The 23,456-nt window shown below is 36.8% G+C and carries 18 protein-coding genes and 3 pseudogenes; 7 read left to right on the top strand and 14 right to left on the bottom strand.

Translation table 11 applies throughout. The annotated features are described in order from the left end of the window. Window positions 1–6: 6 nt before the first annotated feature. From ZPR_RS09235 to ZPR_RS09205, 7 genes are all read right to left on the bottom strand, one after another. Window positions 7–627, bottom strand: coding sequence for a DUF4159 domain-containing protein (locus ZPR_RS09235; RefSeq protein WP_013071374.1), 621 nt, complete (start codon window positions 625–627; stop codon window positions 7–9). A 98-nt stretch (window positions 628–725) separates the two neighbouring features. Continuing rightward, window positions 726–2,042 (bottom strand): TldD/PmbA family protein, encoded by a 1,317-nt coding sequence (locus tag ZPR_RS09230; protein ID WP_013071373.1) that lies wholly within the window; start codon window positions 2,040–2,042, stop codon window positions 726–728. A gap of 26 nt (window positions 2,043–2,068) precedes the next feature. Continuing rightward, a complete protein-coding gene (locus tag ZPR_RS09225; protein WP_013071372.1) occupies window positions 2,069–3,709 on the bottom strand; it encodes a TldD/PmbA family protein in 1,641 nt (546 codons plus the stop codon). A gap of 373 nt (window positions 3,710–4,082) precedes the next feature. Further along, window positions 4,083–4,610 (bottom strand): DUF4494 domain-containing protein, encoded by a 528-nt coding sequence (locus ZPR_RS09220; RefSeq protein ID WP_041578806.1) that lies wholly within the window; start codon window positions 4,608–4,610, stop codon window positions 4,083–4,085. A gap of 125 nt (window positions 4,611–4,735) precedes the next feature. Then, entirely contained in the window at window positions 4,736–5,338 is a 603-nt protein-coding gene (locus tag ZPR_RS09215) for a YkgJ family cysteine cluster protein (RefSeq protein WP_013071370.1), read from the bottom strand. A gap of 218 nt (window positions 5,339–5,556) precedes the next feature. Further along, complete coding sequence (locus ZPR_RS09210) at window positions 5,557–7,830, bottom strand: xanthine dehydrogenase family protein molybdopterin-binding subunit (protein ID WP_013071369.1); 2,274 nt, start codon at window positions 7,828–7,830, stop codon at window positions 5,557–5,559. 15 nt (window positions 7,831–7,845) lie between these two features. Then, a complete protein-coding gene (locus ZPR_RS09205; protein WP_013071368.1) occupies window positions 7,846–8,310 on the bottom strand; it encodes a (2Fe-2S)-binding protein in 465 nt (154 codons plus the stop codon). A 290-nt stretch (window positions 8,311–8,600) separates the two neighbouring features. Between ZPR_RS09205 and ZPR_RS09200 the strand changes: the two genes are divergently transcribed. Continuing rightward, on the top strand, window positions 8,601–9,386 hold the full coding sequence (locus ZPR_RS09200) for a 3-keto-disaccharide hydrolase (RefSeq protein WP_013071367.1): 786 nt from the start codon (window positions 8,601–8,603) through the stop codon (window positions 9,384–9,386). Window positions 9,387–9,877: 491 nt separating this feature from the next. Here the strand turns inward: ZPR_RS09200 and ZPR_RS09195 are convergent, their stop codons facing one another. Continuing rightward, entirely contained in the window at window positions 9,878–10,573 is a 696-nt protein-coding gene (locus ZPR_RS09195) for an arylesterase (RefSeq protein ID WP_013071366.1), read from the bottom strand. Next, window positions 10,554–11,021, bottom strand: a complete 468-nt coding sequence (locus tag ZPR_RS09190; RefSeq protein WP_013071365.1) for a GNAT family N-acetyltransferase — start codon at window positions 11,019–11,021, stop codon at window positions 10,554–10,556. Before ZPR_RS09190 ends, ZPR_RS09195 begins: the two co-directional genes overlap by 20 nt. 182 nt (window positions 11,022–11,203) lie before the next feature. Between ZPR_RS09190 and ZPR_RS09185 the strand changes: the two genes are divergently transcribed. Both ZPR_RS09185 and ZPR_RS09180 read left to right on the top strand, forming a co-directional pair. After that, the gene (locus ZPR_RS09185) at window positions 11,204–11,890 is read left to right on the top strand and encodes an ABC transporter ATP-binding protein (protein WP_013071364.1); all 687 of its coding nucleotides are present in this window, start codon (window positions 11,204–11,206) and stop codon (window positions 11,888–11,890) included. Next, a complete protein-coding gene (locus ZPR_RS09180; RefSeq protein WP_013071363.1) occupies window positions 11,891–14,437 on the top strand; it encodes an ABC transporter permease in 2,547 nt (848 codons plus the stop codon). Window positions 14,438–14,439: 2 nt separating this feature from the next. On the opposite strand, the gene ZPR_RS09175 is transcribed toward ZPR_RS09180, so the two are convergent. Continuing rightward, a complete protein-coding gene (locus ZPR_RS09175) occupies window positions 14,440–15,552 on the bottom strand; it encodes a hypothetical protein (protein WP_013071362.1) in 1,113 nt (370 codons plus the stop codon). A 217-nt stretch (window positions 15,553–15,769) separates the two neighbouring features. Between ZPR_RS09175 and ZPR_RS09170 the strand changes: the two genes are divergently transcribed. Both ZPR_RS09170 and ZPR_RS23380 read left to right on the top strand, forming a co-directional pair. Further along, window positions 15,770–18,046 (top strand): serine hydrolase domain-containing protein, encoded by a 2,277-nt coding sequence (locus ZPR_RS09170; protein WP_041578805.1) that lies wholly within the window; start codon window positions 15,770–15,772, stop codon window positions 18,044–18,046. A 104-nt stretch (window positions 18,047–18,150) separates the two neighbouring features. Continuing rightward, window positions 18,151–18,309 carry a hypothetical protein gene (locus ZPR_RS23380; protein WP_013071360.1) on the top strand — a complete coding sequence of 53 codons (159 nt, stop codon included), beginning with the start codon at window positions 18,151–18,153 and terminating at the stop codon, window positions 18,307–18,309. A gap of 172 nt (window positions 18,310–18,481) precedes the next feature. On the opposite strand, the gene ZPR_RS09165 is transcribed toward ZPR_RS23380, so the two are convergent. After that, window positions 18,482–19,630, bottom strand: a complete 1,149-nt coding sequence (locus ZPR_RS09165; RefSeq protein WP_013071358.1) for an MFS transporter — start codon at window positions 19,628–19,630, stop codon at window positions 18,482–18,484. Between the two features lie 223 nt (window positions 19,631–19,853). Between ZPR_RS09165 and ZPR_RS09160 the strand changes: the two are divergent. Continuing rightward, window positions 19,854–21,363, top strand: a pseudogene (locus ZPR_RS09160) (efflux RND transporter permease subunit); the annotation flags it as partial. 6 nt (window positions 21,364–21,369) lie between these two features. Here the strand turns inward: ZPR_RS09160 and ZPR_RS23185 are convergent. Together ZPR_RS23185 and ZPR_RS09150 are read right to left on the bottom strand one after the other, a co-directional pair. Beyond that, window positions 21,370–21,537, bottom strand: a pseudogene (locus ZPR_RS23185) (heme-binding domain-containing protein); the annotation flags it as partial. A gap of 74 nt (window positions 21,538–21,611) precedes the next feature. After that, a pseudogene (locus tag ZPR_RS09150) lies at window positions 21,612–21,993 on the bottom strand (IS66 family transposase); the annotation flags it as partial. A gap of 48 nt (window positions 21,994–22,041) precedes the next feature. Between ZPR_RS09150 and ZPR_RS09145 the strand changes: the two are divergent. Continuing rightward, a complete protein-coding gene (locus tag ZPR_RS09145; RefSeq protein ID WP_233421384.1) occupies window positions 22,042–23,106 on the top strand; it encodes a TonB-dependent receptor in 1,065 nt (354 codons plus the stop codon). Between the two features lie 9 nt (window positions 23,107–23,115). Here the strand turns inward: ZPR_RS09145 and ZPR_RS09140 are convergent, their stop codons facing one another. Next, a complete protein-coding gene (locus ZPR_RS09140; RefSeq protein WP_083759753.1) occupies window positions 23,116–23,451 on the bottom strand; it encodes a heme-binding domain-containing protein in 336 nt (111 codons plus the stop codon). Window positions 23,452–23,456: the final 5 nt, after the last annotated feature.

The raw sequence follows: 23,456 nt of genomic DNA, 5'->3' as shown, positions 1-23,456 counted from the left end.
AAACTCTTATGCCGTAAGTGCATACATTACGATGTTTACACCAAAGCGAGTATTGTCTATTCGATAAAATCTTTTATTTCTAAAATCATAATCCCATTCACAACCATAATCTTTATTAGAATATAAGACGCCTATCTTTCCCTGGATCTCGATGGCTTTAAGATATTCGTGTACCAGATCGTCTCCCCAACCATTTAATTCTTGAGAAGTTGTTGGTGGACCGTCCTCAAACTCGAAAAAGCTGGAGTAAATCTCGTGATCGTTCGAAATCTTTTTTAAAGCCAGTGGGCCAAAAATTTCTTCCATTTGACGCTCGAAAGATTTAGCGAAAAGTCCGTCGATATCATGATTGCAATCATCTACAAATACGAAACCGCCATTTTCAACGTATTTTTTAAAATTATCACTTTCGGCTTTTGTAAACTGGACGAGTTTATGTCCCGATAAATAGCAAAACGGACAATTAAAAATTTCATCACTTCCCAACGAAATAATATTTTCCTGAGGATCCACGGGCAGTGTAGTGTATTCGATCAAAGAATTTAGTAGATTGGAAGGCATTCGTTGATCTACGTCCCAATCTCCCGATTCGTATTGTAACCTGGTAAAGAAAAAATCCTTATTCAAATTAAGGGGCTTCGTTTATGAATTTTCTTCTAGTTATACTAAATCCATAATCTCATAGAATTCTACGAGATTATGGATTTTACTTTTTTAGCTTAACATTAAACAGCATCTGAAAGACTGGTAAATGTAAAGTCTCTAATCTTCATGTATGGAATCAAATTTCCGTTTACTCGCACCTGCTCGCCTAAGGCTTCCAGGTTGTTCAACATAATTATAGGACTTTCATTAAACCGGAAGTTCTTTACAGGATATTTAATTTCACCATTTTCAATATAAAAAGTTCCATCTCTCGTAAGGCCAGTATAGAGCAAGGTTTGAGGATCTACAGATCGTATATACCAAAATCGGGTTACTAAAATTCCGCGTTTAGTACTTTTTATTAATTCTTCTCTAGACATGTCCCCACCTTCCATAATCATATTTAGTGGAAATGGCACCGGATCTACTCCACTTTTTGAGGCCCAATATCTGTCGTAGGCAAGATTTTTAACCACTCCATTTTCTAACCAGGATGTTTTTTTAAGCGGTAAACCATCCCCATTCCATGTTGCTGTAGGAACATCGGGATGTAAAGGATCACTCCAGATATTTACACGTTCGTCCACTATTTTCTCACCAAGCTTGGTGCCTCCGCCTTCTTTAGACATAAAACTACGACCTTCATCTGCTGTACGTGCGCCAAGAGAGCGGTACATATTTCGTAATAGATCTCCGGCAGCGGCAGGTTCTAAGATTACGGTATATCTCCCTGGTTCTATTGCCCTTGCTTTTTTAGAAAGCACCGCTTTTTCTATTGCGATTGCAGCAGCTTCTTCCGGATCGAACTTAGAAATATCATTATAATCCCTGGTTACCCAACCAGAACCTGTACCATCATTAGTTCGCATAGTTACTGTAAAGTCCACGTTGGTCGATTTATCATAAGCAAACAGGTCCTTTGAATTAAGCATTGCTCTAAAGGAAACGCCATCATCCAAAAATCCAGCTGCAGTGACTTCCTGTTCTGAAGCCGGTTGAATACTACTTGCAGCAACTTCAGCCCGATATTCTGGTTTAATGTTCGCCGTTGCCTCTACATAATTTACCGGCCTATCATAAGTTTGCGGTTCTAAAGGATCCATAAACTCTGGATTTTCAGGAGAAAGCTGTGCTAATTCTTCCGCCCTTTGTACCACACTTTTTAAAGATTCATCATCGAATTCATCGATGGTTGCCGTTCCGGATTTTTTTCCGAAGTTCGCCACTACCTGTAAGGATTGGTTGGATTGATGTCCTGCGGTAGAAACGGTATTTCTCGCATAACGAATATTGCCACTTTCGCTTCCACTTAGATACATTACGCAAGCATCTGCATTAGAAAAGCTCATTGCTTTTTCAAGAATTTCACGAGCTTCTTGTTCAGTATATATTGCCATTTTTTTATTTGTTAGGTTAGAGAATCTTAGATGCTTCTTCCTGTATTGATCACATTTACATCTTTAAATCGTGAAGTAGAACTACCATGAGAAACGGCACTAACCTGTGATGGCTGACCTTTCCCATCGAAGAACGAACCAAATAAACGATAATCGCTCTCGTCACAGATCTTCACACAGGAATTCCAGAACTCCTGAGTGTTTGACTGGTAAGCAACATCGTTTAGCATCCCTACGATTTTTCCGTCCTTAATTTCGTAAAAGACGGTACCTCCAAACTGGAAATTATATCGCTGTTGATCGATAGAATACGAGCCGCGACCTGCGATATAAATCCCTTTTTCTACATCTTTTATCATTTCTTCTACCGAATATTTTTCTTTGCCCGGCTCTAAAGAAACATTTGGCATTCTTTGGAACTGAACATCATTCCAGCTTTGTGCATAACAGCAACCGTGAGATTCGTTTTGATCGATAATTTTAACCTGATCTCTAATCGCTTCGTAATTCACTAAAATGCCATTTCTAATAAGATCCCATTTCTTGGTTTTCACTCCTTCGTCGTCGTAACCAACAGCTCCTAAAGAATGAGGTTGCGTTTTATCTGCTACGATATTTACCTTATCACTGCCATATTTAAAGTCGCCAGACTTCCATTTATCTAAAGTAGCAAAACTGGTACCCGCATAATTAGCTTCGTAACCAAGAACCCGGTCTAGCTCCAACGGATGTCCTACAGATTCATGTATAGTAAGTCCTAAATGGTTAGGTTCTAAAACAAGATCATATTTTCCTGGCTGAACAGATTCTGCTGTAAGCATTTCTTTAGCCTGTTTTGCCGCTAAAGTGGCATCTTCTATAATATCGTAGCTATTTCTATATAATTTTAAACCGGCCGGACCAACTAATTTTTCGCTTTCTAAACCATCTAAATATTCATAGCCCATTCCCATGGGTGCACTAAGAGCTGATCTAGATTTAAATTTTCCAGCTGTACGATCGATAGCGGTTACATCGAAAGTAGGCCAAATTCTATGAATATCCTGATCGATATAAGAGCCATCTGTAGAAGCAAAATATTTTTGTTCGTTCACCATGAACAAAGAGGAGTTCACAAAATTGGCTCCATTATTCATAGCGGCCGAATTCGCATCTAAGAGCAATTCTACTTTTTGAGACACCGGTACTTCTTTAAAATCTTTTTTTATTGGAGTTTTCCAGCTTACTTCACCAAACGCCTCCACCGGTGCTAATTGCACTGGTTCTTTCTGAATTTTAGCATTCGCTTTTGCAATGGCAACAGCCTGGCTGGTCGCTTTCTTGATTCCGTCTTCAGTCACGTCATTGGTAGAGGCAAAACCCCAGGTTCCATCAGCGATTACCCGAATACCTATACCAAATGATTCGGTATTCACCACATTCTGAACTTTATCTTCACGAGTAAAAACATATTGATTTAAATATCGCCCAATACGAGCATCTGCATAACTGGCTCCAAGATTTCTAGCAGTATTTAAAGCTACATCGGCAAGGATCTTTTTTGCAGCTACATCTAATCCCGGTTCCAAAAGGGCTTCAGCAGCAATATTACTTCCCATAGTAGAAAAAGGAAGCATCATGGCCCCTAAACCCATTCCGGTTAATTGGACAAAGTCTCTTCTTTTCATAAATTAAGTTTGTTTTGAGTTGGCTAACGTTTTAATGATTGGTTTCCCAGGTAAAAAAGAAAAGAGCGTAAACAGTTGTTTATCTCTTTATTAGTTTTCTATTCTTAAGAACTCCGTTATAATATTAACACTATATACAAAATGAACCTATATTTTTCTCTTAAATTATATAAATTTAACACAATTACATCATTTAAATAGCCTTATTTCATATCTTTCTTGCTAAGTCTTTAAAATTCTAAAAAAACAAACTCCTGTAATTCTATTTTTTTTGCATAAAAAAACCTTTCAATAATTAAATTGAAAGGCCTTTTTTATATTGTTCCTAATAAGCTTATAAATTAGGAAGCTTATGTTTGGACGATGTGCTTACCTACGCTTCTTCCTGTTTTGCCTCTTCCTGTTGTGCTTCTTCGCTTAAGCTTTCTACAGCATCCATCATATTATATTTTTCCAGCTGCTCTTCTTCTCCAGTAAAATACGGAAATACATCTAAAATAGGTGATTCTACAATCGATGGTATACTATAATCACCCATGGTTTCTTCCATCGCCTTAGTAGTATTCTCAAAAGCCTCTTTTACATCATTAGCCTGCACCAGTATATAACTATTTGATTTTTTTTCTTTTCCGCTTTCTTCATCCATAGCGATTAAAGAAACCTTAGATTTAAACCAACGATCTGAATTATCAAAAGGATGAACCTCAGCGAAATTTGCGATTTTAATATTTTTAATCATAAAATCTTCACTGGTAAGCTTCTGCATTTCTTCAGTAATTCTGGTTTCAGCTTCAGTATAAGACACTGCATCCAGCAGATACACTTCGGTTACCACTTTCTGCTCGCCAGTTTCGTGTGTTTTTCTGTATTTCACCTTACATTCATACCAAATTACGCTCATGTCTTGAATTTTAAAAGCGCAAAAATAAAATTTAAAGTTTGCTAGGAAAGCAATCCTAAGATTAGATATTCACAAGTTTAAATTTTAAAAAAAGCTATCCTTTTAAATCAATATTAGGTAAAATCCTAAGCGATTCTTTTCCAATTGATTGGGAAGGGACGGTAGGAGTAGTACTGTAAAACTTCTTCTAAAGCCAGTTTCATCGCTTTGTTAATAGGAATTATTTTTCTTCCTAAATTAAAATCGATTTGCGCCAATTGTAAATAATAATCGCTAAAAACCGGTACCGGTAAATTTTCCTGAATCGCCTGCGATGTTTTCTGAAAAGCCACTGATTGCTGCTTTAATAATTTACAACTTACCAACTGAAGTTTCCCCAGTTTATCACGTTGCGCTGCATAGCCAAATAGCCTGCAAACCAAACCGCGCTCATGATACGCTGTACATCTGCCAGAACCACTCTCCAAACTCAAGGTTTTATATAAATGACAAATTTCGACAGTCGATAAATTTAGGTGATCCAAAGTTTCTTCAGCTTTTCCTGATAAAAAGCACTGAAATGCCCATGGTAAAAATTCTAGTGGTGATGCTTGAATACCTGGTTTTTCGCAACATTTCCCGCATCCGGTAGCGCAACTAAACCCAGCCTGAGCCTGAAAAGTATCAAGCTCTTCTGAAAGGGTTTCGAATAAACTTTCGACTGCCCTTACTTTTTCTTCTAATTTCATTCTGATCGCGAAATTAGTTGAAAATAGAATCTGTTTTAATAAAATCTCAAGAGGAAAATGTTAAATATCAAAATTGATGATATTTTATAATTTAACTAGAATAAAACCCCAAAGGATAAAAATAGTAGCGCTGATTAGTTTAATAGAGTTATATTTCTTTTTCTGCATAGAAAAAACAGTCTCTAAAAATCGTAAACTAATCAGCGTTATTTATAAGCTTATGTTTTTAATTCGCCCTGAAGCCCGGCGATATAAGGCTGATCGTAGAAACGTTTTCCGGTAGCTTTATATAAAGCATTAGCCAGCGCTCCAATAACCGGCGGAAATGGTGGTTCTCCCAATCCGGTTGGATCGATTCCATTTTCGATAAAATATACTTCGATACTTTTTGGTGCTTCCTTATGTCGTATTAAACGATAAGTATCGTAATTACTTTGTTGCGGCATACCGTCTTCAAAACTAATCTTACTATATAATGCATGCCCAATACCATCTATGGTTCCGCCTTCTACCATATTTTTAGCGGCATCAGGATTTACTACAATTCCGCAATCTACCGCGCAAACTACTTTATCGATAATCGGTTCGTTATTTTGGACTCTTAAATCTAAGATCTGAGCCACATACGAGTTATGACAATAGTAAGCTGAAATTCCGCGATTACTATTTTGGTCTTGCCTTCCCCAACCCGATTTATCTCTTACCATTTCTAGCACGCCGGCAAAACGAGTCGCATCATAATCATTGTTTTCCCCTACCGGACTTTCCTTGGCTTTTTTCAATAGATCTAGCCTAAACTGAATTGGATCCTGACCGGTTTCTTCCGCTAACTCATCTAAAAATGATTGCTCGGCTCCGGCTATAAAATTAGACCTTGGCGCTCTAAATGCTCCTATTGAAATATTACTATCCAAGGTCCAGCTTTCGGCTAAATAATTTTCAATTGCTCCGGCAGGAAAGCGATTGGCGAATAACGGACTTTCCTTTATTCCCCCTGCATTAACATGAAATGCAGTGATCTTATTATTAGCATCTAAAGCAGCTCTATAAGTTACGTGATATGCCGGGCGATAAACACCATCTGTCATGTCATCTTCTCTGGAATACACCAACTTAACCGGTGCGCCTGCTTTTTGAGATATTACCGCCGCTTCTACCAGAAAATTACCATATAAACGACGCCCAAAACCGCCACCCATCCTTGTCATTTGGATATCTATATTCTCAAGGTCTAAACCTAAGCGGGACTGGATGGTTTTCTCAGCATATTCGGGAGTTTGAATAGGGCCTAATAATTCGGCTTTATCCTCGGTGACATTGGCAAAAAAGTTCATGGGTTCCATGCAGTTATGCGCTAAAAACGGACAGGTATAGGAGCGTTCTATAATTCTTGTTGCTTTTTTAAAAGCAGTTTCCGGATCACCGTCTTTTCGTATTGTTTCCGCTTTTTTAGATCCAACATCAGCCATTAAAGAAGTATGTATTGCTGAACTCTCTAAACCACTTACCTCTCCCATTCCTGCTGATTTTTCAAGAATTTCAATCTTTTTTGTCAGCTCAGGATTTAAATCCCATTCTACTTTTAAAGCTTTTTTGGCTTGCATGACCTGCCAGGTCGATTCTCCTAAAACAACAACCAACTTACTGAAGGCAGAAACATCACTCCATTGTTTTTGGAGCCCTTCTGGATAAGTATCGATGGTAAAGACATCTTTAATGCCTGGCATTTCTTTAATTTTATCGGCATCCATCGATTTAAATTCCATTCCAAATTTTGGAGGATGAACGATCATGGCCGTTAGCATTCCTTCTTTATAAGTATCTAAGCCAAAAAGCGGTTGCCCGGTTACGATCTTTTTAGCATCTACATTTTTTCTTGAAGAACCTATAATTTTAAAATCGTTTTTGGACTTTAAAATAACCTGCTCTTCCTCTGGAATTTCAATCTCAGCGGCAGCTTTGGCAATCTCTCCGTACGAAATTTTCTTATCGCTACCCGAATGCGAAATAATTCCGTCTTCCACGCTTAGTTCTTCCACCGGAACTTCCAGTTGCTTCGCAGCAGCTTCCAATAGCATATATCTTGCTGTTGCTCCTGCTCTTCTTAGCGGTTCCCAACCCTGGCGAATTGATTGACTACCACCGGCAAGCTGTCTTGAGTATAATTCAGTATTTAAAGGCGCTTGTTCTACGATCACATTATTCCAGTCTACATCAAGTTCTTCAGCCACCATCATTGGCATCGAGGTTTTTACATTCTGACCAATTTCAGGATTTGGAGAATAAATTGTCACCACTCCATTATCGCCTATTTTTAAGTAGCCGTTAAGTTCAAACCACTCATCGGGCATCTCTAAGGCCGTTTCTCCCACAGCAACTTCTTCACTGCGCTTACAGGCCAGCCAGTTAAAACCAATAAGCAAACCACCACCGGCAATACCAACACTCTTTATAAAAGACCTTCTATTAACTGTTGTACTTTTCTTTGTCATTTCTCTGAGGTTAAATTAGGCTATTTGAGATTTTGAAGCAGCTTTGATCGCCGCTTTAATTCGGCTATAAGTGCCGCATCGACAAATATTACCATTCATGGTATTTTCTATTTCTTCATCTGTTGGATTTGGATTGCTTTCCAACAATGCAGAAGCCGACATAATTTGCCCGGCCTGGCAATAACCGCATTGCGGAACGTCTATGTCTAACCAGGCCTGTTGTACTGGATGATCTCCATTTTCAGACAAACCCTCGATAGTTTTTATCTTACTTCCTTCTAAAGAAGAAATCGGTAGCTGGCAAGAACGTACTGCAGCACCATTAAAATGAACCGTACAGGCGCCACATTGGGCAATTCCGCAGCCATATTTAGTTCCTACTAAATGTAAATGATCTCTCAAAACCCATAATAGCGGGGTATTAGGGTCTACATCTACGGTTTTCTCTTCACCGTTGATATTAAGATTGAATTTCGCCATGACATAATTTTTTATAAAAATTACTAAAATTTTTCTTAAACGCTATTAAATATTAGCTATTTGGAATTGATTTAAATTAAACAGGACATTCTCATATATTTTTAAGGAGCTTTATTATAATCCAACTTCTAATATTTTCCATTCAAATATTCATGAGATTGGGTTGATTATATTTCTGTTTATTAGACTATTTTCATTTCTGTTTTTATAATTCTATAATTTTTAAAGGCTTTTTATTACTTATTCTTTATATTTCAGAAGAAATTTAATCAAACTCTTTTTTTAAGAATATGAAAAAACTTAAAATAACCACACTATTATTATTTGGTATAGGATGTTACGGTATTGGTTTTGCCCAGGTTGATGCGCCTAATACACCGCCAGAAGTATCTCCTATGCCCATGAAACCAGAAATGACTGAAATTTGGGAACCCCAGGTTAGTAAAATTACTCCGGGTGAAAAACCGGGTGATGCACCTTCAGATGCTATCATACTTTTTGATGGTGAAAATTTAGATCAATGGGTAAGTCAGGCTGATACCGAAAAAGCAGCTCCCTGGGCTATAAAAGATGGTTATTTTGAAGTTGTTCCAGGCTCCGGCGGCATCCAGACGAAAATGAAGTTTGGCGATGCACAAATTCATATTGAATGGAGTGCTCCCGATAAGGTAGAAAATTCAGGACAAGGACGAGGAAACAGCGGATTGTTTCTTCAAAACCGATACGAGTTACAAATTTTAGATTCCTACAATAACCGCTCTTATAGCAATGGCCAGGCAGGAAGTATTTATAAAGATGCGCCACCACTAGTTAATGCCATGCGTTCTCCAGATCAATGGAATGTATACGATGTGATTTACACTGCTCCACGTTTTAAAGATGGCAAAATAGACCAAAAGGCAAAAATTACCGTGCTCCATAATGGCGTGGTCGTACAAAACAACACAACTATACAAGGCTTAACCCTTTATATTGGTTTACATAATTACCCTGAGGCGCACGAAGAAGATGTTATTGCTTTACAAGATCACGGTACCAAAGTTCAATTTAGAAATATTTGGGTGAGAAAATTATAAGTTGACGTTTAATTTTTTGAACAATGAGATCCGGCTAATTTATAGTCGGATTTTTTTTGATCTTGAGGTTGATGTTTTTAAAGTGGAAAGTTGAAAAGTTGAAGGTTTAAAGAAAGATCGATTTTCAAATTACCGTATTGCCACAGTTTTATTCATAAAAAAGATTTCTCCATTCTGCTACGATCTGGTCAAAATAACGAAAATTCATAATTCAATACCTTATCCGGATTACTGGATCCTGTGTCTTGATTCTCAATTATCAAATCAATACATTTTCAAATTAAGGATTTATAACATACAATTCCCGGTTGACAGATTTTTGCTAATTGTAAATTGTCTACATCGACCATAAGCTCACAATCCCATCGTGCCAGAAGCAGAGAGATCGATCTCAACATAAAAATAGATGTATTGGCTAAGTTTTATTGCGGTCTAACTAACGCTCAACTCTACTCATTGTTTATCGTTTATTGCTTATTGTTCAGTGCTCATTATAGATCTTCTTTCAATAATTTCCAGACATTATTCGCCAGAATTTGTTGCCCTTCGGCTGTGGGATGAATACCATCTTCCTGATTTAATTTTGGATCTCCGGCAACACCTTCCAATAAAAAAGGAATAAGCTCTAAATTATATTGCTCTGCTAAATCAGGGAAAAGTGATCTAAATTCAGAGGTATATTCCTCTCCCATATTTGGGGGAATTTGCATTCCGGCCAGAATAATTTTTACTTCAGGGTTTTTCTCCCTTGCCGTATTAATAATCTGTTCTAAATTACTCTTGGTTTCCTTTAACGACACACCACGTAAACCATCATTGGCCCCAAGTTCAATCACCAGAACATCCACATTTTGCTTAAAAACCCAATCAAGTCGGTTTAATCCACTTGCGGTGGTTTCACCACTTAATCCTGCATTCACCACGCTATAATCCATCCCCAGTGAATCCATTTTTTTCTGAATCAGCGCCGGATATGCTTCTGTAGTATCCAAGCCTAAACCTGCGGTTAAACTGGTTCCAAAAAATAACACGACTGGCGCTTCTTCAGCTTTATCTTCTTCAGAAGCCGTTTGAGTAGAAACTTTTTCAGAAGAAGACCCAGACTGCTTTTCTTCGTTTTTGCAGGAATTAAAAAAAATAAGGCAAAAAATCGCTAATATCAGGCTATTAAGATTGGCTAATTTCATGGTCAATTTTATTTTTTAGTTTCATATGCAAGATAGGATAAGGTTTTCCCAATCCATCCTTTTCAGAGCGTTCAACGACTTTAAAACCCATTTTGGTATAAAATCCCAGTGCCTGCTCATTATCTTCGTTTACGTCTACCTTTTCGATATCAAATTCGGCTATGGAGAATTCAACTAAAACCTTACCAATCCCCTGCCCACGATATTCAGGAGCCAAAAACAACATTTCAATCCCTTTATCTGCACAACCTATAAAACCGGTGATTTTTCCATTTTCAGCTTTCGTATAACGCAAGTGTACGGCAGCAAAATACGTATTCAAAATTAAGGGTTTAAAATACGCAATATCGTCCTCTTTTAAAAAGTGATGCGTAGCCCTAACTGATTCTTCCCAAATTTTTAAAAGTTCCAGATAATCACTTTTTGAAACCTTAAATATCTCTATCATTCTGTTGCCAGGTTAGTAAGTTTATTCGATAAACTTTAATGGTCTTAAAATCATTTCTTATTTTGTACGTTCTTGAATATTCTGTTTTTAAAAATACTGAATCAAGAACCTTGGGTTATTATATCCTTTTGGCGATGCCAATAAAAACATAACATCTAATTTTTAGAGCCCCACAGCATACAATGACAAAGATATTAAACCTTACCAACCTGGAGAAGAGCTACGACAGCGGAAGTAAAAAACTCCAGATTTTGCATGATATTAATTTCGAAGTTGAAGCCAAAGAAACCTTTGCGATCGTTGGCCCATCGGGTAGCGGAAAAACGACTTTATTGGGACTTTGCGCAGGTTTAGACCAGATTGACAAGGGTGAAATCGAATTATGTGGCATAAAATTAAGCAGTCTTTCTGAAGATGACCTGGCCTCGCTACGGAATCAAAAAGTGGGGTTTGTTTTTCAAAATTTTCAATTATTACCCACACTTACCGCATTAGAAAATGTGGCGGTTCCGTTAGAATTACAAGGAAACAGACAGGCTACAGAAAAAGCTAAAGCATTACTGAAGAAAGTAGGTTTAGACCATAGAATGAATCATTATCCTTCACAACTTTCTGGCGGAGAGCAACAACGGGTAGCTTTAGCCAGAGCTTTTTCTAACGATCCTGAAATTCTTTTTGCTGATGAACCTACCGGAAATCTGGATGCTGAAACCGGGAAAAAAGTAATTCAGTTATTATTTGATTTAAATGCCGAGCTAGGCACCACCTTGGTGATTGTAACTCATGATATGGAATTGGCCAAAATGACCCAGCATATTTTAGAAATTAAGGGTGGGAAAATAGTATCTGACCAGAAAACAGGGATTTAAATGCAGCAAATTAAGACTCAACAACCAGGATTTTCCTGGCTGCTAAAAATGGCCTGGAGAGATGGAAAGGCCAGTAAACGCAAGCTTTTGCTTTTTATGGCTTCTATTGTTTTGGGAATTGCCGCCGTGGTTTCTATTCAATCTTTTGGAGAAAATTTACAGGATAATATTGCGTTACAATCTAAATCCCTGATGGGTGCCGATTATACCATAGATATGAATCATCCGCCAAGCGAGCGGGTAACTGAAATCATGGATTCTCTGGGTATCGATTCACGCGAAATTAGTTTTGCCTCCATGGCTGCTTTTCCTAACAAGACAGGAACAAAATTTGTAAGCGTTCGTGGTATTGATAAGGGGTTTCCTTTTTATGGAGAACTGGAAACCACACCTAAATCTGCAGCTTCAGACTACCAAAATCAAAATGGCGCTTTAGTAGATGCTACTGTGATGCTTCAGCTCGACATTGCAGTAGGTGATAGTATTAAAATTGGCGACATCATATTCCCTATTTTAGGAGAATTAAAGCAGGCTCCCGGTAGTTCTTCACTTTTTGGAGCGATAGCGCCACCGGTGATTATTCCGTATAAATTTATAGAGCAAACCGGACTCATACAAACCGGAAGCCGTATTAATTACGACTATTATTTTCTAGCCGATAAAAATACCAATCTTAAACTTTTAGATGAAAAAATTGTCCCCCAATTAAAGCAAGAAGATGCCGATCTTGACACCCATCTATCAACCAGTGAGCGATTAGGTAAACGTTATGAAAACTTCGGAAAGTTCCTAAATCTTGTTGCTTTTATTGCTTTATTATTGGGCTGTGTGGGAATTGCCAGCGCAATTAATATTTACATCAAGGAAAAATTAAAATCGGTTGCGGTGCTAAAATGCCTGGGGGCTTCTAGAAAACAAAGTTTTTTAATCTTCTTGATTCAGGTTGCTTTTATAGGATTTTTAAGCGGAATTTTAGGAAGTATTCTAGGCGTAATTTTACAATATGCTTTTCCGATAATTTTAGAAGGTTTACTCCCGCTACAAATAGCTTTATCGATTTCACCAAGAGTAATTTTAGCCGGAATCGTATTGGGTATTTTAATGTCTGTTTTATTTGCATTGTACCCTCTTGTAGGTACACTTTACGTATCACCGCTTCAGGTTTTACGTGTTCAGGAAAATACGAGTTCAAAATCACGAAAAGCACTTTTAGGAATTTCAATATTGATTATTTTATTTTTATTCCTCTTCTCATTTTGGCTCCTTAGAAACTGGCAATATGCATTGTCATTCATTACTGGTGTATTAGTCACTTTTGCGATTTTAGCCGGTATTGCTAAGGTATTTATGAATCTTATCCGAAAATTTTTCCCTGAATCCTGGAGTTTTGTTTCACGACAATCCCTTCGGAATTTATTCAGACCACAAAACCAGACCTTGATCCTGATTTTGGCAATTGGCATTGGTACTTTTTTAATCAGTACACTTTATTTTAGTAAAGATTTATTACTCGCACAGGCTACCTTAGATAATAACGACACCAGTGCCAATATGATTTTGCTGGATGTACAAACAGGCCAGACGAAAAACGTGTCTAAAACTATAGCTTCGCAGGATTTACCTGTAATCGAAGATATCCCAATCGTTACGATGCGCGTGCAAAATATTAAGGGAAGATCGGTAAATGAGATTCGAGAAGACAGCATTTCTACTATTAACGGGTGGATTTTAAGCCATGAGTTTCGTGTGACCTACCGGGACTCTTTAATTGCTTCGGAAAGTATTGAAAATGGAGAGTGGATTGCTGAAGTTGAAAATCCTGAAATGATCCCGATATCGGTAAGTACAAATTTTGCTGAAGATGCTCAGGTTGAAGTTGGCGATCAGGTCACTTTTAATGTACAGGGTGTTTTAATGAAAACGAAAATTGCCAGTACCCGACTGGTCGATTGGGGACGGATGCAGACTAACTTTTCTATTGTTTTTCCAAAAGGTGTTTTGGAGCAGGCACCACAATTTCATGTCATAACGACAAAGGTCCCCGATGCACAAAAGTCGGCTGAAATTCAGCAATTATTAGTCAAAAATTATCCAAACATTTCGATTTTAGATTTACGCCAGGTATTGAGCATAATCGAAGGATTACTGGACAAAATAAGTTGGATCATCAATTTTATGGCCTTTTTTAGTATTCTTACGGGAATTATTGTTCTATTAGGTGCGGTTAGAACCAGTAAATATCAACGCATTAAAGAGAGTGTCCTGCTTAGAACAATAGGTGCTAAAAGTAACCAGATTCTTAAGATTGCAGCCCTAGAATATATTTATTTGGGGGTTTTGGGAAGTTTAAGTGGAATTTTATTATCACTAATAAGTAGTTTATTATTAGCCTGGTTGGCTTTTGAAACCACCTTTATTCCATCCTGGATTCCGTTTGGAATTTTATTCCCGGGGATTACTTTACTGGTTTTAATTATTGGATTGGCAAATAGCCGTAGTGTAATAAAAAACCCGCCGCTACAGGTACTGCGGCGGGAAAGTATATAAACTTATTTATTAATTTCATTTAATTTAGTTTCTGATTCATAATAAAATTCGGTTGTCCAAATACCCTTTTTTCTGAAACTTGCACCAGATGATTGATCTTTATAGGTAATTTCATAAGGTACTTCAATAGTATACATGTTGATATTACAAGTGATCTCATACTCTGTTTGTGGTGGAATTTTGAGGTCAGATTGACCTGAGATCCCAACATTTCTTTTCCACTCACTATTTTCAGCATATGTTATCATTTTATCCCAGCCATGACTAACGTTGATTTCATCGTGAATGACTTCAATAGCAGGCAATCGTATTTCTATTTGATTATTTTTTAAAGGCATTAAAACTTGTTGGTTATTTTCGATAAAAGAAGCATGTAGCGTATCAGGATATTCATCATAAACAGTTACTTCCTTAAATTCATTGGTAGGGTTAGTTACCGTATCCTTAGAAAATGTTATCCACTCACTATTCATAACTTTTCCGGCTTCAGTATCAAATTGTATATTTTCAATTTCAAAATCACCTTTGGGAATAATTTCAAATTGTTGATTTTGCGTATCTTTTTTTGAAGAAAGATAAATCGAATTTTCTGCCGTTTCTAAAACAAAATTTTTCTCATTTTCACCTAATGTAGCATTTTCAATTAATGAATAATGATTGTTTTCACTAGCTATTAAACGCCAATATTGAGTATCCTGAAGTGTATTATTTTCAGCAGCATCGAAAATTACAGGAACTAATAACTCTTCTTTAGAGTTCATTGATTGTACTCCGATATTTTCCATTTCTATTACCGAAATTAATGAAAGTGACCTTGAAACCTCATCCTTTTCTGAAATGCCAAATAATAGTTGTTCATTTTCTTCATCAAAATCGGTTAATGTCAACTTATTATCTGATCCTTTTGTAGATAAATAGGTATTAGAAGCCACGGCTTTTACATAAAAAGGAATACCTATAAGATCCTGCCATTCTTCAAGGTTATACTCTGAAGTGGTTGGATCGTTAACAAAGTAATTATCAGAAACTTCAGAAAATCTCGTCTCATGATCATCATCGCTACAGGAAAAGAAGAAAACCGCTAAAATTGCAAATAGGAAATAATTATTTTTCATTATATTTTAATTAGATTATATCTACTTTAAGGTGAGTCTAAGAATCTTTAAATCGCAAAACGTAATATATAACGGTTATAATTGAAAAAAATTATTTTGTAACCAATTATAATATTGGTCGTCGTATAGGTATACATCTCTTTAAAAACCTCGATAAGTTACCCAATCAACGAGGGATTAATAAATGGCCAATGCGGTCTTACTTAAACCATCAATCATGAAAAAACGACAGTTATTATGCTTTGCATTTATTTTACTAAAAGCTACACTCCTACCTGCCCAAAGTCAAAATTTAAAGCTAAATCAACCTATCTCAGCACAATTAGAAACTTCAGAAGATTCTAAATACTTTACGATAGCGTTGGATTCTGCTTACTTTGTTTACGGTAAAATCGACCAAAACAGTGTTGACGGTATTATTAAACTATATTCTGAAGAAAATAAATTGTTAGAAGAATTTGACGAAACCGGAAAAGGCCCGGACTTCTTCAGTTTTACCACCAATAAAAAAGGCGATTATCGTTTGGAAGTAGCTCCTTTTAAAAAAGATTCTGGTGCCTTTAGCATAGAGATCTTAACAGCCGAGCCTCTGGCCAAAACACCAGAGGGAAAAGTAGATCAATTACTTATAGGCTATTCCGGTGATATTCCGGGAGCCGAAGTTTTGGTATTGAAAGATGGTAAAACACTTTTAGAAAAAGCCTACGGGATGTCGAATCTTAGCTATGAGATTCCGTTTAAAACCTCAACGCCAACAAACATAGGATCTACTTCTAAGCAATTTACCGCCATGGCTATTATGTTGTTGCAGCAGCAGGGAAAATTAAATATTGATGATGATATTCGAAAATATATCCCTGAATTACCCGAATTTGAACAGAAAGTGACGCTGCGTAACTTCTTAACCCATACCAACGGATATCGTGAATTTTTAAATCTTTTTAGCCTTACCGGGAGTGATCTTACCCTCCCTATTAGTGAAGAACAAATTATTAGAAGCATCCAAAATCAACCAAAATTACAAAACGAACCGGGAACAAAATTCAATTATAACAATACCGGGTTTATTTTACTTAGCCTGGTAGTAGAGCGAGTTACCGATACCCCTTTTCCACAATGGATGAAAGAAAATATTTTTGAACCTTTAAATATGAAGGATACTCGTGTTAGAGCTTCTAATGACGAAATTATTCCAAATCGAGCCGCTGGTTATAAAATTGGAGACTCTGGTAAATATGTAGAAGTTGAAGATTTACAATATTCTCGTGGTGCGGGCGGAATTTATACCACACTACCAGACTTAAAAAATTGGATCCAAAATTTCAAGTCTCATCAATTGGGGGGTGAAGAAATTTATAAGACCATGACCACAGCATTTGTATTAAAAGATGGGGATACATTGGATTATGGATTTGGACTTTCCATCGATAAATACCATAACAAAACCAGAATTCATCACGGTGGCGCTGATGCTGCGCACCGGTCTATGCTTATGTATTTCCCAGAATTTGATGCTGCTGTAATTACTGAAAGTAATAATGCATCTTTCAACAGTGCAGGAATAGCTAATAAAATAGCCGATATTTATTTTGAAAATGAGTTTAATGATGCTAAGACTTTAAAAGAAGGTGAATATAACATTGCAAAGTTTGAAAAACTATTAGGTGAGTATGCCCTAGATGAATCTCCCGATTTTATCCTGAGTTTTATGAAGGAAGGTGACCGAATTTATACCCAGGCTACCGGACAGCCTGAAATAGATCTTATTGCCGAATCTGATTCGGTTTTTAAAATTAAAGGTATAGAAGCACGTGTAAAATTTAACCTGAATGAAGATGGTACTGCTAATAGTTTAACGTTGATGCAAAATGGTATTCATACCGCAACCAAGATCTCTTCAGATAAAAACTCAGAAGATTTTGTCTACGAAACCTCAAAATTTGATAAACTTTTGGGCAAATATGCTTTAGAAGAAATGAAAACCTTCGTAATGACTTTTATGAAAGATGAAGACCGAATTTATACTCAGGCTACGGGACAACCGGAATTAGATCTTATTGCCGAATCGGACTCGTTATTCAAAATAAAAGGAGTTAATGCTCGGGTTAAATTTCATCTAAATGATAATGGAACGGCAGATTCTTTAACCTTAATCCAAAACGGATTGCATAAAGCGAAAAAAATAAAAACTTCGGAAAATGTAGACCTAAAAAATTTCGCAGGAAGTTTTTATAGTAGCGAAATTGAAACCATTTACCACATCAATTTAAAAAACGATCAATTAGAAATTTCCAGCTTTCTATTTCCCGAAAATTTGAAATTACAATATACCACCGAAGATAGCTTTGCCACAGGTTTTCCTGTTCAGGCCATAAAATTTATACGAAACAGTAAAGATAAAATTATAGGATTTGAAGTGGATAATGGCAGAACCAGCGGAGTACGATTCGATAAAATGAATGAAGAGTTTCTAATGCAAAAACAAGAATACTAGATTAGTGATTAACAACTAAAAAAGGGGAATAATCCCCTTTTTTAAGTTGTTAAAAATACTTTAAATTTATAATCCTATTGATTTAAACAACCTATAACCAACCAATGATGCAAAAGATCACCAAAAGAGACCTTAAATTGCTATTGTTCGGATTTTTCTGCTATTTCATGCTAAACGTCGTATTAGACTGGAATGAAAATTCAGAAGCTTTTATAGAAGGTTACAATGACGGTAAAGCTTATTTTATAGAAACAAATGACTAGGCATGAGGGCTTTCTTAAAAAAAAATATCTCAATTTTAAGTCTTTGCTTTCTGCTTTTGCTCTACCTGCTTCTTATGTTTTTTAATTTTAAAGATGAAAAGCGTAAAAGCTTTTTACATGAAAAAACTTCTATTACTCCGGCCGTTATCAAAGCTAAAATTGTTAACCATGATTAACCATTTTGAAGTTTTTCCTGTCTTTTAAAAAATCTTCTTGAAATAGGATAAAGCATTAATCCGGCGATAAGAAACAGCAAAAAAGCGATCTTCAAACCGAGTAATTCGGCTAAATAACCAACTAATGGCGGCCCAAGTAGCATTCCCGTTACACTATATGTTGTTACGATAGAAATTGCCATCCCAGGGCTATATTTTGGTGATTCTCCTGCAAGGCCCATCGTCATTGGCATTACTGCTGCAATCCCTAAACCAACTACGCTAAAACCAATTAAAGCCGGCCAGAAATAAGGAAATAAAACCACCGTTAAAACGCCAAAAACAACCATTAAAGAACTGATAATATATGTTTTTGGCATCCCTATTTTTTCTATCACCAGATCTGAGCAGAAACGAGAAATCGCCATAAAAACCATAAAAGTTAGATAGCCTAATGTAAAGATCTCTTCACCAACCACTTCTTTAAAATAAACACCGCTCCAATCAAACATTCCGCCTTCACACAAAGAGGCAAAAAATACCATTAATCCTAAAATAAAAATATAGCCATCTGGTTTTCCTAATTTTAGTTTACTACCACCAGTTGTTTTATCTCCACTAAGTAAAAAACTAAAACTACTACCTATACAAACTAAACTCACGGCAGCGACTATACTAAGATGAATTGGCATTGCTACATTAAATTTCACCATAAAAGTAGATAGCGCTACACCAATGATCCCACCACAACTCCATGCTGCATGGAATGAACCTATAATCTTCCGAAGAAAAGATTTTTGTAAACTTATCGATTGGGTGTTCATCGAGATATTCATTATTCGCATTGCAAAAGCAAAAAAGAACATACTCAGCATTAAAGTATAAATATTGGTAGACCAGCCAATCCCGGCTAAAGACATAGAAATAAGAACGATCCCGGCAAAAAGCGGACTACGACTATCGAATTTTGATACCAGCCATCCCGAAATTGGTAAACCTACGATATTACCAAAAGGCATCACTAAAAGCAAGCTTCCCAATTCGGCTTCACTAAGATTGTATAATTCTTTAACAGATGGAATCCTGGAGGCCCAGGTAGAAAATGAAATTCCACTAACAAAAAAACAGATACTTAAGGCGATACGATGTCGATGTCTTGCTTCCATTATTAAAACTAAAAAAAACAAATATCAGGAATTACTATAACATAGACTTCACATAAAATGGCTTTAATGCTTACAAAAGAAGCTTATTTGAATTATCGATTAATAAAGTCGCTTTGAAACAGCTAGTTCCCTAAAAATGAACATTTTTTTAAGCGAATATTAAGTATTGCCTTAGTGATTACTAAGAGCAAAAATGCAAATTGCTCTTAAATTTATTTAGAAAATGCTTCAGAAGATTATTAGGTTCAGTTTAAAAAATAAGATTCTTGTTGGAATATTTACCGCAATTCTCATAGGGGTGGGAATGTACTCACTGAATAATATTCCTATTGGGGCAGTGCCAGATATTACCAATAATCAGGTTCAGGTTATCACCACTTCTCAAAATCTATCTACACAGGATATGGAGCGATATATCACGTATCCCATAGAGCTAGAAATAGCCAATTTGCCGGGAGTGAAAGAAATTCGATCGGTTTCTAAATTCGGACTTTCAGTTGTTACGATCGTCTTCAACGAATCTTTAGGCACCTACTTACCACGCCAACTTATTTCAGAAAAAATTAATGCGGCTAAAGAAAGTATTCCTAAAGACATTGGCTCTCCTATAATGACTGGTCTTGGTGAAAATTTATCAGTATATGTTAGAAACCGAACCCGGGTATGAAGATCAATATGATGCTACCCAATTAAGGAGCATTCAGGATTGGATTGTAAAAAGAGAACTTTCGGGTATCGACGGAGTTGTTGAAATTAATACCTGGGGTGGTTATTTAAAGCAGTATGAAGTTGCTATAAATTCGGCCAAACTTAGCGCTTTAAATATCAAAATTTCAGATATTCTAACGGCCCTACAGGCTGATAATAGTATTTCTGGAGGTGGATATATCGAGAAAAACGATCAGGTCTTATTTATTCGTGGAGATGGTAAAATCGATTCCTTAGATAAGATTAGAAATACCGTAGTTAGCATTAAAGGTGATAAGCCAATTTATATAAAGGACATTGCACAGGTAGACTTTGGGCATGCACCCAGATACGGTGCAATTACCGGGAATGATGAAGGCGAAAAAGTATTGGGCCAAATAATGATGTTAAAAGGCGCTAACTCACAAAAGGTGATCAATTCGGTTAAAGAACGGGTGGCAGAAATCCAATCTAATTTACCCGAAGGGGTTAAAATTAATCCTTTTTTAGATCGAAGTGAACTTATAAGTAAAACTACGTTTAAAATTACCGAAAATCTGGTTTTAGGATTTATCATCGTGATTTTTGTAGTGGTACTAATTCTGGGAGATATTCGCTCTGGAATTATCGTTGCCTCCGTAATTCCACTTTGTCTTTTATTTACACTTACTATGATGTATATTTTTAAAATTGATGCTAACCTCATGAGTTTAGGCGCAATTGATTTTGGAATTATCATAGATGGTGCCGTAATTATCGTAGAATATTGTGCTTTCGAAATTACACAGCGCTTTAGAAAATACAACCAGCTAAATAAAGAAGAAATTCGTAATCTAAACGATCAGGCTACTTTTGTAAGCGCTTCTAAAATGATGGGGTCTGCCATTTTTGGACAAGTAATTATTCTGATTGTATTCCTGCCTATTCTTTCCCTTACCAATGTCGAAGGTAAAATGTTTAGACCAATGGCCCTGGCCTTTAGTTTCGCAATTATCGGGGCAATCATTTTATGTTTAACCTATGTCCCTGTTGCAGCATCTTTATTCTATTAGCTATTTAGGCTGGTAATTTTTTACCCAATCTAATAGAAGTTGTTTTTGTGCTTCAGTAAGCTTGGCCTCCTTATGCAACCAAACATAAGAATCTAATGGCATTTTATTATTTTCAATCTCTTCCCCTATTTCTTCAACTTTATGCGCTTTTTTTTCAGCAGATAATTTGTATGCACCCCACCAAGTACATCTAGGAAGTTAATCTGAATATACTTATAACAGAACTTAGCGGTGAAGATCTATTAGGTATTCTTTAGTTTTTTATAATTCTGTGGATACAGATCCCGGAGGTTTTTATGATTGATAGTGAGAATATTCTCCAGGGTATGCTTTAACCACTCCTGCGGATTCACGTCGTGCTTTTTGCAGATAGCCATAAAGGAATAAATACACGCCGATCGCTGTGCTGCATTATGAGACCCGGCGAACAAGTAGTTTTTTCTTCCGATTGTAAGGGGTCTAAGGGCATTCTCAGTAAGGTTCGTATCAATCTCCAGGATTCCATCATATAAATAGGTGTGTAGCTTGTCCCACTTACCCAAGGTGGTATGTATGGCTTTTGCTATCGGACTTTTCGGTAGGATGTGGGTCCTCTGTAATTCATCTACCAATCCATTTACCAAAACCCCTCGAGGAATTTTAAGGGGATTCATCCAGGCGAAGCGCTTTTTCGTGGCTCGGGAATCAAGGGTGGTTTTCCCTGGGCCCTGGCTTTCGAACTTAATAAAGCTAATTGGCGATTATGGGTATCTGGATGCTTATGAAGCTACCATTGCTGCCGGTGGATTATATCCCACCGGACTAGCTAACCCTAACTACTCTTGGGAGATTAACAAAAAACTGGAAGGCGGGATGGAGCTAGGTTTTTTAAAAGACCGCCTGCGGTTAGGAATAAGTTACTACCGTAACCGCTCTTCTAATCAGTTGGTGGGCTATCCTCTACCTTATCTAACAGGTTTTACCTCGGTTCAGGCCAATTTACCGGCTACCGTAGAAAACCGAGGTTGGGAAATAGAATGGACCAGCCAAAATTTTAATGGTAGGGATTTCCGTTGGCAGACGTCATTTAATATCAGCCTTCCCAAGAATGAACTGCTTAGCTATCCGGACATCGAGCAATCTCCCTACGCCAATACATATCGGGTAGGCCATCCCCTCAATATTTCCCTATTGTATAACTATACCGGTATAGACCCGGAAACCGGATTCTATACCGTGGAAGATAGCAATGGGGACGGTTCTTATGATTATCAAGACCGAAATAGCATTCAAGATAACAACCGGTCGTTTTACGGGGGATTAAGTAATCAACTCACATATAAAGGTTTTTCCCTGCAATTTTTATGGGAATTTGTAAAGCAGGAAGGACGCATCACTTCTTTTAGTGCAGGGGCTATTAGAAATGCTAACCGGATGATATTATCACGTCTGGAAGGTAATGATAGCCCCTATCAACAAATCTCCCAAACCGTTGCGGCGAGTACTGCTTATAATCGCGTTTTAAATACCAGCTTTCCTATTAGGGATGCTTCGTACTTCCGTTTAAAGACCTTATCGCTTGCCTTTAAATTCCCTAAAAACTTGGTGACAAAACTAGGCCTCAAACAAATGCAACTTTTTCTACACGGCCAGAACCTCATCACCATCACCGATTATGATGGATTAGACCCAGAACGCCCGGGCTTGGGACTTGGTAATTTAAGAACCATCACCGGCGGAATAGAAATTAACCTTTAAAAAATAGCATTATGAAAAGATATCATATAAAATCCGTCGTATCCATAATTTGGCCCATTCCGAAAAATTGAGATGCCTTTTCCCATCCTTCACATGATTATCTAAAAAGAAATTTACAGGCGTAATTTCACTATACCAGGGATAATTAGTATTATTAGAATGGCAATCATAACAGGAAGTCACCAAAATTCTGGAGACCTCTCTTGGTAAATCTTCAGCTTTTAAAATATCATTATTCGATATTTCTTCGGAAATATTTTTTGACGGTCTAAAAAACTGAAGTACTACGACAACCAGTACCATAGTTATTAAAAGTATACTTGAAAATTTCTTTTTACGAGACATTTTTA

The organism is Zunongwangia profunda SM-A87, from assembly GCF_000023465.1.
GTDB classification, from domain to species: Bacteria; Bacteroidota; Bacteroidia; order Flavobacteriales; family Flavobacteriaceae; genus Zunongwangia; species Zunongwangia profunda.
Note: the sequence above shows the minus strand (reverse complement) of the source record. Positions and strands in the feature narration are given on the sequence as shown.

Excerpts from the sequence above, each read along its gene's own strand:
- ZPR_RS09215 (WP_013071370.1), bottom strand. The coding sequence starts at position 5,338 with ATGAAATTAGAAGAAAAAGTAAGGGCAGTCGAAAGTTTATTCGAAACC.
- ZPR_RS09175 (WP_013071362.1), bottom strand. The coding sequence starts at position 15,552 with ATGAAAAATAATTATTTCCTATTTGCAATTTTAGCGGTTTTCTTCTTT.
- ZPR_RS09225 (WP_013071372.1), bottom strand. The coding sequence starts at position 3,709 with ATGAAAAGAAGAGACTTTGTCCAATTAACCGGAATGGGTTTAGGGGCC.
- ZPR_RS09190 (WP_013071365.1), bottom strand. The coding sequence starts at position 11,021 with ATGATAGAGATATTTAAGGTTTCAAAAAGTGATTATCTGGAACTTTTA.
- ZPR_RS23380 (WP_013071360.1), top strand. The coding sequence starts at position 18,151 with ATGATGCAAAAGATCACCAAAAGAGACCTTAAATTGCTATTGTTCGGA.
- ZPR_RS09230 (WP_013071373.1), bottom strand. The coding sequence starts at position 2,042 with ATGGCAATATATACTGAACAAGAAGCTCGTGAAATTCTTGAAAAAGCA.
- ZPR_RS09195 (WP_013071366.1), bottom strand. The coding sequence starts at position 10,573 with ATGAAATTAGCCAATCTTAATAGCCTGATATTAGCGATTTTTTGCCTT.
- ZPR_RS09200 (WP_013071367.1), top strand. The coding sequence starts at position 8,601 with ATGAAAAAACTTAAAATAACCACACTATTATTATTTGGTATAGGATGT.
- ZPR_RS09220 (WP_041578806.1), bottom strand. The coding sequence starts at position 4,610 with ATGAGCGTAATTTGGTATGAATGTAAGGTGAAATACAGAAAAACACAC.
- ZPR_RS09205 (WP_013071368.1), bottom strand. The coding sequence starts at position 8,310 with ATGGCGAAATTCAATCTTAATATCAACGGTGAAGAGAAAACCGTAGAT.
- ZPR_RS09170 (WP_041578805.1), top strand. The coding sequence starts at position 15,770 with ATGAAAAAACGACAGTTATTATGCTTTGCATTTATTTTACTAAAAGCT.
- ZPR_RS09140 (WP_083759753.1), bottom strand. The coding sequence starts at position 23,451 with ATGTCTCGTAAAAAGAAATTTTCAAGTATACTTTTAATAACTATGGTA.
- ZPR_RS09210 (WP_013071369.1), bottom strand. The coding sequence starts at position 7,830 with ATGACAAAGAAAAGTACAACAGTTAATAGAAGGTCTTTTATAAAGAGT.
- ZPR_RS09185 (WP_013071364.1), top strand. The coding sequence starts at position 11,204 with ATGACAAAGATATTAAACCTTACCAACCTGGAGAAGAGCTACGACAGC.
- ZPR_RS09180 (WP_013071363.1), top strand. The coding sequence starts at position 11,891 with ATGCAGCAAATTAAGACTCAACAACCAGGATTTTCCTGGCTGCTAAAA.
- ZPR_RS09165 (WP_013071358.1), bottom strand. The coding sequence starts at position 19,630 with ATGGAAGCAAGACATCGACATCGTATCGCCTTAAGTATCTGTTTTTTT.